Below are 13,932 nucleotides of genomic sequence, written 5' to 3'. Positions count from 1 at the left end.
AAAGAATTTTATTATGCATGTAATTGCAGAATGCAAACATCAAGGCACGACAAAAGACTTCTATCAGCCTAATTGATGTGCCCCAAGCGTTCTGCATGTGACCCTGCTGGAGGTACGCGTAAATTAGCTAACGCCACCCAGCCAACCACTCACCACTTCCCCAAGCTCTCCTTTACACCCTCCTTCACTGCCCTCCATATCTTCCTCCCGAGCTCACTTGACGGACCTGCGTACTCGTAGTATCTGCCACCTGTCTTCGCAATAACAACAGCATCGGTATTCGTGCCGGTGAATTTGTGTCCCTCTTCAAGCAAAGCCGTGCTCTTTGCTTCGGTTGCCGTAATAACAGCATTCACCATACCGCCTTCGGATACGCCAGCTTCAATTACGACTACGATGTTAATCGTGCCCACGTTAGCGATTTTCTCGTTGTGGTTTATTACGCCAGCCGTTACGAAGGCTGTAACGTCATCAACGCTTACAATAGCGAGCTTATCCATCGGAACAGAGGTAAGCAATCCGAAATAATTTCGAAGACCAAGCTTTTCTGCTGTCCTTCTTAAATACTCAACAGGATTAGCGTAATCGAAATCTTCGCTTACAGTGTGGTTGAATACATGCTCGACCCTCCTCCACCCTCCAAGCAGCCCAGAGCTTAAAGCTTCGAATGGACCTTCGATAACGAGCGTGTTATCCTCGACCCAGTACCTCATCCCGCCACCCCGCTGACTCGATTCCCTCCTGAGGCACAACGAAAATCCTGTTTTTATGATGGATTACTTCCACTTCGATGCCAAAAACGTCCATAATACTCTCAGCGTTTATAATCTCCGTCGGCCTGCCAGCATAGAATATTTTTCCATTCTTAACCATAAGTATGCGGTTGCAGAAGGATGCCGCGAGGTTTATGTCGTGGATCGCTACGATGGCAGCCTTTCCATTGTTTACAGTTCTCTTCACTATGCCCATTACCTCAATCTGGCTTTTTATATCCAAATGAGACGTTGGCTCATCGAGCAGAAGCAGCTTCGCCTGCTGGCAGAATATCCTGGCGAGCATAACTTTTTGCTTCTCTCCTCCGCTCAGTTCAGAAAAGCGGCGGTTTTCAAAGCCCCCCATTCCAACCATAGATAGTGCCTCCCGTGCAATCTCCAAATCTTCCCAAGATGGCTTTATCCCGATGTAAGGAGTTCTTCCCAAAAGTACAACATCGATAACTCTCAGCTTCGTTTCCGAGTTTTCTTGTGGCAGATAGCCGAGTGATTTTACCACTTCAGCGATCTGCATGTCATGCAGCTTTCGCCCATTGAGATATACCGCTCCGCAAGCAGGCTTTATGAGGCCGAAAATTGTTCTGAGCAGCGTAGACTTTCCGCTTCCGTTCGGGCCAAGCAACGCGATCAGTTCTCCTTCCCTAACTTCAAATTCAACGTCTCTCAGCACTTCCACGCTGTTCAGAACCACTTTGATGTTCTCAATTCTAAGTATCAAACCCGCCCCTCCTCAGCAGGTAGATGAAAAATGGAGCGCCAAGCATCGCCGTAATAATCCCGACTGGGATTTCGCCTGACGTAATAGTCCTTGCTATAACATCGACTGCAGGCATGAAAGATGCAGCGCACAGTATTGCCGATGGCAGAAGAATTCTGTGATCCTCTCCAACAACAAGCCTCATCGCATGCGGAATTATGAGACCAACAAAACCAATGACTCCACTCACGGCAACGGCAGCAGAGGTAAGGAGTGCCGAACACGCTATAATAGTCCTTCTGAGTCTCTCAACATCAACTCCAACGCTTGCAGCATGCTCCTCGCCGAGCAGAATTGCGTTTAGATTCCAGGAGTTGTAGGCAACGATGGCCGTACCGAAAAGTATTGGAAAAATAGCTACCTTCACTTTCAGCCAGTTTGCTGTCCAGAAACCACCCATTATCCAGAACACTACCTGGTGCATGTCCTTTCCAGCTATATAGATGAGAAGCGAGGTTACACCGGAAAGAAAGGAGGCCATCGCCACGCCTGCAAGCAACAGCGAGTAAACAGAATTCCTGCCAAGCCTGTAAACGATGTAAACAGCGGCAATGGCAAAAAGAAATGCTGCAATAATTATGTTCCGCGTTGACGCAATACCGAGCAGTATGGTTATCGCAGCCCCAACGCTTGCACCGCTCGAAACGCCCAATATGTATGGGTCCGCAAGCGGATTTCTGAATAGAGCCTGCATCGCGCATCCAGCGGTGGCAAGTCCAACACCAACGAGTATGGCTAAAACGGTTCTGGGCAGCCTGAAGTTAACGATGATTTCGTACGCCATTGGGCTGGTTTTACCCCCCACGAGAAGTCCGAACACATCTGATAGGTTGATGCTTGACGATCCAACGCTTACACTCATAATGAATGATACTACTAATAGCAGCACAAGCCATAGAACCGCTGCCGTTCTCTCTGCCATAAAACACCGGGCCCCCAATAGTCAAATTTGCTTTACGTTATATCCAGAAGATTTATCTCTTTCGCTGTACTCGATTCTGAGACCATCAGCTTTTTAATGGCAAGAGCTAAGGGGGAAGCGATGACGGAAAAATTCAGCTATGCAAAATCCGGGGTTGACATAAAGCAGGAGGAAAAAGCCGTAAAGGCCCTTGTTGAAAAAATCAAGCACATCCGTAAGGGCTTTGGGCAGCCAATTCTAATGGGTCATTATGCAAGCATCGTCGATTTCGGCACGTTTGGCATTGCGATAACGACAGATGGTGTGGGCAGCAAGATCATGGTTGCGGAGGCTGTAGGCAGGTTTGACACCATAGGTATAGACTGTGTAGCAATGAATGTCAACGACATCATTGCAGTGGGAGCGGAGCCGGTGGCAATGGTGGATTACATTGCTGCAGAAAGACCAGATGAAAAGATAATGGCAGAAATTGCAAAGGGACTCGAAAAGGGTTGCGAGATTGCAAACATCACCCTCGTAGGAGGAGAAACAGCGACGCTGCCCGACATGATAAAGGGGTTCGATCTCGCCGGGACAGCAATAGGCTTCGTTGAAAAGGACAGAATCATTACTGGCGAAAAGGTAAGACCTGGTGACGTAATTTTCGGCATTCCGAGCAGCGGGATACACAGCAATGGCCTGACTCTCGCAAGGAAGGTCGTTGAAAAATCTGGTTTGAGTTACTCAGACGAGTTCGAGAACGGTAAGAGCATAGGAGAGGTACTTCTCACGCCAACGAGGATATACATCGAGGTGCTCGACATACTCAGGAACTACGAGGTGCATGGCATGGCCCATATAACCGGAGGCGGAGTTCTGAACCTTAAAAGGCTGAAAAAGGCTAAATACGTCATCTCAAAGCCTTTGCCAGTTCAGCAGATCTTTAAATTCATTCAGGAACTTGGTAATGTTGACGACGATGAGATGTACCGTACGTTTAACATGGGCATGGGCTTCGCACTGATAATGCCTGAAGATGAAGCCAGGAGACTGGAGAAGAGCGGAATTGTCGAGGGCAGAATCGTTGGTAGTGTTGAGGAAGGAGAGGGTGTTTACGTCAGGGATTTGAGGATAGATACCTAATGGCGTTGAGGACTTCTGTCGCAATATTTGGCTTCATTCCAGCTTTTTTCAGCTCCTTTTTTGCTTCCTCCGCCAGACGCATAGCTTCGTTTTTCTCTCCTTTCGTCGAGTATATCAAAGCCTTAAGCAGGTTTGCCAGGGCTGAAATTCTCACGGTTTGCACATCTCCAATTTCCTCCATGAGTTTCTCTGCTTCGCCTACATTCCCGGCGGACATGTGTATTGCGGCAAGCTGAAGAGTTGCGAGGATGAAGTTCTCTTCGTTTGTCCCTCTCCATGTTTCCCTTATGTTTTTCAGCAACTCCACTGTTTTCTCCACATTTCCCTGCTTCATCAGGGAGATGCATGCATTTTGTAGTGTTCTGCCCATCCCGTCCGCATCTCCTGTCTCGCTGAAGAGGTCGAACGCTTCGAGTGACATCTCAATGGCTTTGTCGTACTCGCCCCTCTCGAAGTACAGCCTTGCCATGGTCGAGTAGCAGCTTGCGGTAAGCCACTGATTCCTGCACTCCTCCGCAAACTGCAGGCATTCTTTCAGCGTTTCCTCTGCCTTCTCCATGTTGCCTCGTTCGAGATGGAGGAGGGCAATGCAATAGAGGGTTCTGCCTATGCCGAGCCTGTCCTTGACTTTCCTGAAGAGTCTCAGACACTCGTGATACCTACCGGCAGCCTGCACGGTATTCCCGAGATGACACTCAAGCCTTCCGAGTTCGAGCAGAACTTCAGCTCTTTCTCCATCGTCTCTTATTCTGGGTAGATAGTACTCAAGAGTGTTCTTCCTCTTTTCCAGCTCGACAGATGGTCTGAAGTCCTTAACGAGCCAGATAGAGTCCAGAATTTTTAGCGCAAGATTTCGAAGTACTGCAAACTGCATTTAGTTTAAGAATGGTGGCATTCTATAAAGTCTTTTTGTCTAATAAAAAGGTGGTGGAGGCCTGAAGTGGGGACGTTAAACAAACATGACGCCCTTGAGTTCCACCGGGTGCTTGAGTTCCTTCCTGAGGACTTTTTCCACTGCTTTAACGAAGTCGTCCATCGTAACCCGCGTTCTCTCTTCTCTTATTGCCATCATGCCCGCTTCAGTAACAATAGCCCTTATGTCTGCTCCGCTTGCTCCTTCGGTTATCCTCGAGAGTTCTTCGAAATCTACGTTGTCTGCGAGCTTCATCTTCCTCGTGTGTATCCTGAATATCTGCATCCTGCCCTCGTAGTTAGGCAGTGGAGTCTCAATTATGCGGTCGAACCTTCCAGGCCTTAAGATTGCCGGGTCGAGGATGTCTATGCGGTTCGTGGCTCCGATTATCTTAATGTCTCCCCTCGGATCGAAGCCGTCCATTTCTGCAAGCAACTGCATTAGTGTGCGTTGAACTTCCCTGTCCCCGCTCGTGTCACTGCTTGTCCTCCTCGCTGCGATTGCATCAACTTCGTCGATGAATATTATCGACGGGGCTTTTTCCTTGGCAAGCTGGAAGACTTCCCTGACGAGCCTCGCGCCCTCGCCTATGTATTTCTGAACAAACTCACTGCCAACAATGCGTATGAATGTAGCCTGAGTGTGGTGGGCAACAGCCTTTGCAAGCAGTGTTTTTCCTGTTCCAGGTGGGCCATAGAGCAGTACACCCTTAGGCGGTTCGATACCAACTTCCTCGAATAGATCTGGCTTGAGGAGTGGTAGTTCGATTGCCTCTCTGATCTCCTCCACCTGCTTTTCAAGGCCACCGATGTCCTGATAGGTAACGTTTGGCCTTTCTTCGATTTCGAAGCCATACACTGTCGGATCTTTTGGTGGCGGGAGAATGCTTACCACGGCAAGGGTCTGCTGATTCATTGCAACTCTTGCACCTGGCCTGAGCTCATCTTTGCTTATGTGCTGCGAAGCGTGAACAACGAACTTCGGGCCGGTAGAGCTTTTAACGACTACCCGGCCATCTGAGAGTACGTCGGAAACTACTCCAACGAGTAGCGGAGGTGAACGTAACCTTTCAATCTCGCTCCTGAGTCTTCTTACTTCTCTTTCATAGCGAATTCTTTCACTTTCAACGAATCTTTTTTCATCTTCAAGGCGACGATAAAGTTCTTTAAGTCTGACGTATTCTTCTTCAAGCTGCTTGAGCCTATCAAGTAAGTATTCGGAAATGTCAACATCCTTCATGTCCTTTGTCGCGTCTTCGCTCCCCACTTCAGAACCTCCAAGTATTTATAGCGAACTCAGAGTATAAGAAGTTATTGATAGATGCATGGTGAAGAGAAATGGAGTGCGAGATTTGTGGTAGGGAAATAAAAGGCAGAGGTTTCAAAGTAATAGTTGAGGGCAGTGAAGTTACAGTCTGTGCGAGGTGCAAAGAGCACGGCGCTGTTAAGCCCGAAAAGATTGATCAGGGTGTTAAAAAGCTTGTTTTGAAGAAAAAACAGAAGCTATCCAGACCAGTAGAGTTTACAGAGGAACTCATCGAAAACTACCACCTGATTATAAAGAGGGAGAGAGAAAAGAGAGGCTGGAGCCAGGAAGTGCTCGCAAAGAAGATACAGGAAAAGGCATCCCTCGTCAGGAAGATCGAGAACGCCGAAATCACACCCGAACCTGAAGTTGTGGAGAAGCTGGAGAAGCTTTTCAACATAACGCTTAGAGAGAAGATCCCTGAAATAAAAATCGACCTCAAGAAGACCAACTTGACGCCAACGCTTGGAGATGTTGTCGTTATAAAAAAGAAAAAAAGATAGGTAGAAAAATGATAGATGCTGCACAGGCGGGTAGTGGACAGTGAGAGCAGTTCAAGTAAAAATTGAGGAGACCGATTTCAGGAAGGTCGAAAAGGCCGTATCGAAGGCTGTCGCCTTAATCCGAAAAGGACTTCCAAAAGAAAGAGTTGTAAGAAGCATAAAAGCAAAGGGATTAATCCTGTCGCCTGATGACGTCTATGAGGTTGCGAGGTGCAGGATTAAGGCGAGAGAAAAGTTTGGAGAACTCGCAGATAACCTCTTCTTCGATGAAGAGGGACTCAGGTATTCGACGCCGAAGGTCGTCGCCGAATACAGGGCGAAGCGATTGAAGTGCGATGTTATTGCCGATGTGAGCTGTGGAGTTGGCGGACAACTCCTCTTTTTTGCTACACACTGCAAGAAGGTTTACGGTGTGGAGATAAATCCAAAGAGGGCAATTATTGCAGCCCTCAACGCCATGGCACTGGAGCTTAACAACATCGAGATAATAGCCGGAGACGCGCTCGGAGAAGAAGTGCCCGTACTTGTCAGGGATGCAGACATCATTTTCTCAGACCCTGCAAGGCCGCCAGGAGAGGAAATAAGGACAATCGACAGTCTGGAACCGAACCCCCTCCGGATTGTTGAAAAATATAGCCATACCACCGACAGAATCGCCTTTGAACTTCCGCCCCAGATGCCGCCAGGGAGAGTTGACAGGTGGCTGAAGGGAGAGAAGGAGTACACGTCGCTGAACTTCAAACTGAACAGGCTTGCCCTGTACATGGGAGGACTTGCAGATTGTGACGTTTCTGCAATCTCGCTGCCGTCGGAGGAGCGCGTAACGAGCGAGGACGAGGCTGTTGAGATTGACGTTGCTTCCCGCATCGGATCCTTCATATACGAGGTTGATCCGGCCGTTGTTAAGGCAGGACTTGTGGCCAACCTGATTGGCAAAATTGGGCTGCAGGCTGAAATTGTAAAGGGAGACAAACGCAGAACGCTTTTAACTTCAGATGGAGAAGTGAAATCTGCTTTTCTCAGGAGATACAAGGTCGTTGACGTCGTCAGCTTTGGTGTGGAACCCATAAGAAAGGCTCTCAGGAAAGCAGGAGCCGGAAAGGTGACGCTACGCTTCTCGCTGCCCCCTTCTGAATACTGGAGCGTGAGGAAGAAGCTCGAAAACGGGCTTGAGGGAGACAGATGGGTCTATCTTTTCAGAATCGGCGACAGTGCGGTAATTGCAGAACCCACATGCTGATAGCCATTATTCAGCAATCAGGTCTGCTGCAGGTTATACAGAAACTTTTCCGATGAGAGCATTGAAGCTGTTGCAATATGTTCGCCTGCGACTTTAAGTGCACCAGCAATCGACTCTAAAGAGGCCCCAGAAAACTCTCCAGATTGGAACTGGAATAAAGTTGAACTTGCAATTAATTTAAAGACTAAAAATACTTAAACTTTAAACTTTAAATATGCCCAGAACAAATGAATTCGAGGAGGTTTTAGGATGCTTATCGAGGCACCAAGACACGCTGAAATATTTGGATCAGTAAAAATATACGATGTTCAAAAGGTTCTAAAGCTCGACTCAGAAAAAATCGACACGCCACTCCTGCGCAGTTTTTCAAAAGACGAGATAGAAGAGGTTCTCAACAAGCTCTCAGTTATAATACCCATAAAAAACGAGAAAATACACCTACTCGACGGTGTTCTGAGGGCTGTGCCACGCAGTTGCCCGATAATAGTCGTCTCAAACAGTCAGAGGGGTAAAAGAGACGTATTCAAAATGGAGAGAGACGTGATAGCCCATTTCCACAACCTTACCAAACATCCCGTTACTGTTATACACCAGAAAGATCCCGGACTTGGACTTGCGTTCAAAGAAGTGGGCTACGACCGCATACTCGATGAAAACGGGTTCGTCAGGGATGGAAAGGCGGAGGGAATGATAGCTGGCTTGCTGCTCGCGAAACACATGGGGAAAGAGTACGTTGGTTTTGTCGATGCAGATAACTACGTTCCATGTGCGGTGAACGAGTACATCAAGGACTTTGCCGCCGGTTTGTGTATGTCAGAGTCACCATACGCGATGGTCAGATTGCACTGGAGGCACAAGCCAAAAATTGTGAAGAGCAAGCTGTACTTCAGGAAGTGGGGTAGAGTTTCAGAGGTAACTAACAGATATCTGAACCTGCTTCTCGCCGCCCAGACCGGGTTCGAGACCCACATAATAAAGACGGGAAATGCAGGCGAACATGCAATGACCATGAGGCTTGCCGAGATAATGGGCTACTCAACGGGCTATTCTATAGAACCATACCAGTATATCTACTTACTTGAAGAGTTCTGGAAGGGTGAAGGCAGATATAGCGAAGCTACAAGTGCTGGTATCGAAGTATTCCAGATAGAAACCCTCAACCCCCACATTCACGAAGAGAAGGGGGAGAAGCACGTCAAAGACATGCTCCACGACTCCTTATCAACGATCTACCACAGCAGGCTATCAGACAGGCAGTTAAAATCCAAGATACTTGAAGAGCTGAAAGCAAACAACGTCCTGAAAGAGGGTGAAAAGCCCAGAAAGAATATTACAATACCACCAATCAAGGAAATTGACGTAAACTCATTTATGAAAATCCTGGAAGAGTACTCAGAGACTCTGGTAAAGTATGAATAATCATCACGTTGATAGCGCAACTTTAATATACTATTTTTTTTAGATGATAATTATGGTGAGGAGAATTGAGTCCCGGATGAAAAAGCCGGAGAGGTGATAGAATCTACGTAATATTTACAGACCTGGATGGTACATTGTTAGATGAAAACTACACTTATGACGATGCACTACCCGTACTGAACACCCTAAAGGAAAGAAACGTTCCCATAATATTCTGCTCTGCGAAAACGAGAACAGAACAGGAAGTAATCAGGAAAAAAATGGAAATATACCATCCTTTCATAGTGGAGGACGGTTCTGCAGTATACATGCCGGCCGGCTATTTTGGAGAGCGAAAAGGTGAAGTCATCAATGGTTATGAAGTCATCATTCTGGGAGTCAGGTTCGAAGAGATCGCAAAGGAGATCGAGAAAGTAAGAAAAAGGTACCCCATAAAGGGCTACCACCACATGACAGTTGAAGAGGTCGCGGAAGTGACAGGGCTCAGCATAGAGGAAGCAAAGCTTGCGAAGCAGAGAGAATTCAGTGAGACTGTTGTTGAAGCGAGCGAGGAAGCGCTTGAGGAACTGAAAAAGAAGTTCAACGTCGTTATAGGTGGGAGATTCATACACGTTTTTGGCAAAGGTGCCGACAAAGGAAAAGCTGTCAGGATTCTTACAAACCTTTACAGAGAAAAGTACGGCAATGTAACGACCATAGGCGTTGGAAATTCCTACAACGACGAACCAATGTTAAGAGCCGTAGATATCCCGGCTATTGTAAGAAACCCCGACGGAAAGTGGGCCGACTTAAAAATTGAGAACATATACAGGGCCAATGGTATCGGCCCAAAGGGGTGGGCTGAGGTCGTTAAAAAGTTCGTTTTGGGTGAGTGATTATGGCGAATGAGAAGGCAGACGTGATATATCTCGTGCCCCACACACATTATGACGCTATATGGGTGTTTACCAAGGAAGATTATTTCTACATAAATATAGACCTGATTTTAAAGAAAGTAATTGAGATGCTCGAAAATACCAAAGAATACAAGTTTTTGATAGAACAGGTGTACCTCCTGGAAGAGGTTGAAAGAAGGTATCCGGAAATTTTCAGAAAGATTAGAGAGTTCGTCAGAAAGGGAAGAATTGAGATTGCAGACGGAGAATACCTCATGGCCGACACCATGCTCCCGCAGGAGGAGACCCTGATAAGGGAGATACTCGTCGGCAAGAGATTCGTCAGGGAGAAGTTCGGAGTGGATGTAAATGTAATGTGGCAGGCAGACAGCTTTGGCCTTAACGCTCAGCTTCCGCAGATATACAGGAAGTGTGGTTACAAATACGTTGCTTTCAGACGTGGTTGTCCGGAAAACAAACCATCCGAGTTCATCTGGGAGGGACTCGACGGAACGAAGATAATTGCCCACTTCATGCCCCTTGGTTACAGAGCCGGCCTGGATTTAAGAAAGCTTGAAGACAGCTACAGGAAGCTGAAGAGACTCGCTGCTACAAATCACATACTCATGCCCTCTGGAAGCGGAGTTACGATGCCTCAGGAGGAGACGGTCGAAGTTGTGGAGAACTGGAACAAGAAGCACCGCTCCGTTATGAAAATTGCTACACCTTCAGAGTTCTTCAAAGCTATAGAGAAGCATGCAAACAAGTTGCCCATCAGAAGGGGTGAGATGTACTCAGGAAAATACTCGGAAATATTCCCGGACGTTGCTTCAAGCAGAATCTGGCTCAAAAAGAATCTGAGAAAGTACGAGAACTGGTTGATGAGCTTTGAAAGGTTTGCAACAATCTACTCCCTTATGGACAGTTACACCCCCGAAGAACTTGAGGATTGCTGGAAGAAAATACTCTTCCTTGCTTTCCACGATGTTGTTCCAGGAACGGGAATGGATACAGGATATGCGGAAGTTAGGCAGCACATAGGATTCCTGGACACCCAGTTAACGTATCTGATGCCGAGAATTCTAAAGTCCATAGCAGAAATGGATGCAGAAGCTGAAGATTACGGAGACGTTATCGTATTCAACCCCCTCTCGTGGGACGTTTCAAACTGGGTCGAGGTCGACCTCAACTTTGAAGAGGGGCAGGTAAGCAGAATAGAGGGACTTAAATGCGGTGAGGAGGAGATAGACGTCGAAGTCATAAGATTTACAAGGTACGAGGACGAATCTTTAAGATATGCAAGAATTGGCTTCGTCGCAAACGTTCCAGCATTAGGATACAAAGTTTACAAGATTATGGAAAGAAAGCCAAAGCGCAGGGGCGACGGATTCATAAGAGTTATTGGCAACACCATCGAGAACAGGTTCTTCAAAGTTAGATTTTCTCCAGAGAATGGACTCATAGAAGTGTTCAAAGACGAAGAATCATTAAAGAAGGAGGTATGCACAGGGAACGAACTCGTAATCGAAGAGGAAATAGGTGACCTCTACTATCACAAGGAAACCATGGGAACCCCTCTGAAAACCGAGAGTGGAGAAGGTGTGAAATACGGCTCCTTCAGGGTTAAGAACTTCTGGATAGATAAGTCTCCACTGAGAAGAGTTATCAACATCGAAACCGATTATTTCTCCTTGAGATGGCCGTACAGACTGACAGACAAGCTGAAGCCGATGATATGGAGGCACAAGTTCATAAGTTTCAAGAAAAAGGTAATCATCTATAGAGATATCCCGAGAATTGACTTCGTTACCATCGTTGATAACGGCCACCCCAGAATACGACTAAGAGTGAAATTCTCAACATGCATCAAATGCCCCGAGTACGTCTGCGAGACGCAGTTTGGAGCTGTAATGAGGAAGACAAACCAGTACTACTTCAAACCGAGAGACTGGAAAGAGCAACCCTCCGGTGTCTATCCGACACTGAGATGGATAGACTACAGTGACGGTGAAAAAGGACTTACAGTGATAAACAAAGGAAATCCAGAAAATGAAGTGAGGGATGAGGACATCTACATAACTCTCCTGAGGTCAGTGGATATGCTTTCTTCCGACGGAAAGGCAGGGCCCGTCATTCCAGTTCCAGATGCGAGAGAACTGAAGAAGTACGTGTTCAGATACTCCATCTATCCACACGAAGGTAACTGGGTAGAAGCGAAGTCCTACAAGCAGGGATATGAGTTTAACTACGATCTGATAGCTTTGCAGCTATCGAGATCAAATAAGTACAGGCTTAAAAGGTCGTTTTTAAAGATAGAACCCGACAACGTGATACTTACAGCTCTAAAGAGAGCAGAAGATGGAAATGGTGTAATATTGAGGTTCTACGAGGCTTCGGGAACAGAAACAGAAGCTACGATAACGTTGTTCAGAGAACCAAAGGAAGTAGAAGTCGTGAATATGATAGAGGAAAAAGACGAGGAGTTCGACAAGGATGTTAAAGTCGAGGGCAACAAGATCTTCCTTGAACTCAATCCCTTTGAAGTCGTAACACTCAGGCTGAAACTTTGACTATTTTTCTATATACTTCTCTTTATAAATTTAATTTCGTTTTCAGTTTAAGCTACTTATTCAGTTCCCTAAAGAGATTAACCGCAATTTATTTAAGAGTGAAGTTATTAAAGCCCTAAAAAAGTTTATGATTGGCGTGCTATTTAGAAAAAATTAGAGGTGATTTAATGCACACCGTAATACTTGCTGGTGGGGGTGGTACGAGGCTCTGGCCTCTGAGCAGAGAGCAGTACCCAAAACAGTTCATCAAATTATTTGACGACTCTTCTCTTTTTCAGAAAACCCTTGAAAGGGCTCTGATATTCTCAGCACCCGATGAGATTTACGTGGTAACGAACGAAAAACACAAGTTTATGGTTCTGGAGCAGATTTCCGAAAAAGAAATAGAGATTCCTGAGGAGAACGTTCTATTAGAGCCGCTGGCAAAGAATACGCTGCCAGCAATATACTTCGCAGTAAAGACGATAGCTGAAAGAAATGGCGATACAAAAATTACTGTTCTACCATCTGACCACCTTATTATCGCTAACGAGGAATACAGAAAAGCGTTTCAGAGAGCCGAGAAACTGGCTGAAAGCAAGCTTGTCACTTTTGGGATAAAACCAACCCGTCCTCACACTGGCTATGGCTACATAAAACCGGGAAAAAAGATCGATGGAGGTTACGAGGTTGACGCGTTTGTTGAGAAGCCAGATTTTGAGAAGGCGAAAGAGTACATCGAAAAAGGCTATCTGTGGAATAGCGGAATGTTCCTGTTTAAATCGAGCATCTTCATTGAGGAGTGTAAAAAGTATCAGCCCGAACTCGTCAAAGCGTTCGAGATAAACAGCCTGAGTGAAGTGTATACAAAGGTGCCGGAGGTTTCAATCGACTACGGCATCATGGAAAAAACAGACAAAGCTGCAGTGGTGCACTTCGAAGCTTCCTGGAGTGACGTAGGAAGCTTTGATGCTCTTTATGAAGTATTTGAGAAAGACAGCAACGGGAACGTTGCAAAAGGTGAGTGCATATTGCTTGATTCGAGTGACAACTTTATACTCGGAGAGCGGCTGATAGCTACCGTAGGGATAGACAATGCGATTGTTGTGGATACAAGAGATGCTATTCTCGTTTGTTCAAGAAAGGATGCTCAGAAGGTCAAGAACATTGTCGAGATTTTGAGGTCCCGGGGAGATAATAGAGCGGAGATTCACAAAACTGTGTATCGTCCCTGGGGTTCTTTTACGGTTCTGGAGGAAGGTGAGTTTTACAAGATTAAAAAACTGACAGTGCTGCCAAAGCGCAGGCTCAGTCTTCAGAGACATTACCACAGAAGCGAGCACTGGGTGGTTGTAAAAGGTACAGCAAAGGTTACTGTTGGAGATAAAGAATTCTTTCTCCGAAAGGGTGAAAGCACGTTCATAGCGGCGGGAGAGGTTCACAGGCTCGAAAACCCCGGGTTAATAACCCTTGAAATAATAGAGGTACAGATTGGAGAATACATAGGCGAAGACGATATTGAGAGATTCCAGGACGATTTTGGTAGGGTATAGA

General features: G+C 46.3%; 12 protein-coding genes. 7 read left to right on the top strand and 5 right to left on the bottom strand.

Annotated elements, in window-relative coordinates; genetic code table 11:
• Window positions 1–149: 149 nt before the first annotated feature.
• Genes ARCVE_RS04970 through ARCVE_RS04960 form a run of 3 tightly spaced genes read right to left on the bottom strand, consistent with a single transcriptional unit; the run spans window position 150 to window position 2,452 of the window.
• Window positions 150–713, bottom strand: coding sequence for an adenosylcobinamide amidohydrolase (locus ARCVE_RS04970; protein WP_013683678.1), 564 nt, complete (start codon window positions 711–713; stop codon window positions 150–152).
• Window positions 691–1,491 carry an ABC transporter ATP-binding protein gene (locus ARCVE_RS04965; protein WP_013683677.1) on the bottom strand — a complete coding sequence of 267 codons (801 nt, stop codon included), beginning with the start codon at window positions 1,489–1,491 and terminating at the stop codon, window positions 691–693. The genes ARCVE_RS04970 and ARCVE_RS04965 overlap by 23 nt, the downstream gene beginning before the upstream one ends.
• Entirely contained in the window at window positions 1,481–2,452 is a 972-nt protein-coding gene (locus tag ARCVE_RS04960; RefSeq protein WP_013683676.1) for a FecCD family ABC transporter permease, read from the bottom strand. The genes ARCVE_RS04965 and ARCVE_RS04960 overlap by 11 nt, the downstream gene beginning before the upstream one ends.
• Window positions 2,453–2,572: 120 nt before the next feature.
• Here ARCVE_RS04960 and purM point away from each other — a divergent pair, with 120 nt between their 5' ends.
• On the top strand, window positions 2,573–3,574 hold the full coding sequence (gene purM, locus ARCVE_RS04955) for a phosphoribosylformylglycinamidine cyclo-ligase (protein WP_013683675.1): 1,002 nt from the start codon (window positions 2,573–2,575) through the stop codon (window positions 3,572–3,574).
• On the opposite strand, the gene ARCVE_RS04950 is transcribed toward purM, so the two are convergent.
• Together ARCVE_RS04950 and pan are read right to left on the bottom strand one after the other, a co-directional pair.
• The gene (locus ARCVE_RS04950) at window positions 3,549–4,448 is read right to left on the bottom strand and encodes a tetratricopeptide repeat protein (RefSeq protein WP_013683674.1); all 900 of its coding nucleotides are present in this window, start codon (window positions 4,446–4,448) and stop codon (window positions 3,549–3,551) included. The two genes, purM and ARCVE_RS04950, sit on opposite strands and share 26 nt — an antisense overlap.
• A 75-nt stretch (window positions 4,449–4,523) precedes the next feature.
• Complete coding sequence (pan, locus tag ARCVE_RS04945) at window positions 4,524–5,726, bottom strand: proteasome-activating nucleotidase (RefSeq protein WP_048086186.1); 1,203 nt, start codon at window positions 5,724–5,726, stop codon at window positions 4,524–4,526.
• 98 nt (window positions 5,727–5,824) lie between these two features.
• On the opposite strand from pan, the gene ARCVE_RS04940 reads away from it, so the two are divergent.
• From ARCVE_RS04940 to ARCVE_RS04915, 6 genes are all read left to right on the top strand, one after another.
• Window positions 5,825–6,295, top strand: coding sequence for a multiprotein bridging factor aMBF1 (locus ARCVE_RS04940; protein WP_013683672.1), 471 nt, complete (start codon window positions 5,825–5,827; stop codon window positions 6,293–6,295).
• A gap of 40 nt (window positions 6,296–6,335) precedes the next feature.
• Window positions 6,336–7,535 carry an RNA cap guanine-N2 methyltransferase gene (locus tag ARCVE_RS04935; protein ID WP_013683671.1) on the top strand — a complete coding sequence of 400 codons (1,200 nt, stop codon included), beginning with the start codon at window positions 6,336–6,338 and terminating at the stop codon, window positions 7,533–7,535.
• Window positions 7,536–7,784: 249 nt separating this feature from the next.
• On the top strand, window positions 7,785–8,954 hold the full coding sequence (mpgS, locus tag ARCVE_RS04930; protein WP_013683670.1) for a mannosyl-3-phosphoglycerate synthase: 1,170 nt from the start codon (window positions 7,785–7,787) through the stop codon (window positions 8,952–8,954).
• 101 nt (window positions 8,955–9,055) lie between these two features.
• Entirely contained in the window at window positions 9,056–9,829 is a 774-nt protein-coding gene (locus ARCVE_RS04925; protein ID WP_013683669.1) for an HAD-IIB family hydrolase, read from the top strand.
• 2 nt (window positions 9,830–9,831) lie between these two features.
• Window positions 9,832–12,399, top strand: coding sequence for an alpha-mannosidase (locus tag ARCVE_RS04920; protein WP_013683668.1), 2,568 nt, complete (start codon window positions 9,832–9,834; stop codon window positions 12,397–12,399).
• 167 nt (window positions 12,400–12,566) lie between these two features.
• Window positions 12,567–13,931 (top strand): mannose-1-phosphate guanylyltransferase/mannose-6-phosphate isomerase, encoded by a 1,365-nt coding sequence (locus ARCVE_RS04915; RefSeq protein ID WP_013683667.1) that lies wholly within the window; start codon window positions 12,567–12,569, stop codon window positions 13,929–13,931.
• Window position 13,932: the final 1 nt, after the last annotated feature.

This window comes from Archaeoglobus veneficus SNP6 (genome assembly GCF_000194625.1).
Classification (GTDB): Archaea; Halobacteriota; Archaeoglobi; order Archaeoglobales; family Archaeoglobaceae; genus Archaeoglobus_C; species Archaeoglobus_C veneficus.
The sequence above is the reverse complement of the archived record's forward strand: the minus strand, read 5'-3'. Positions and strand labels throughout refer to the sequence as shown.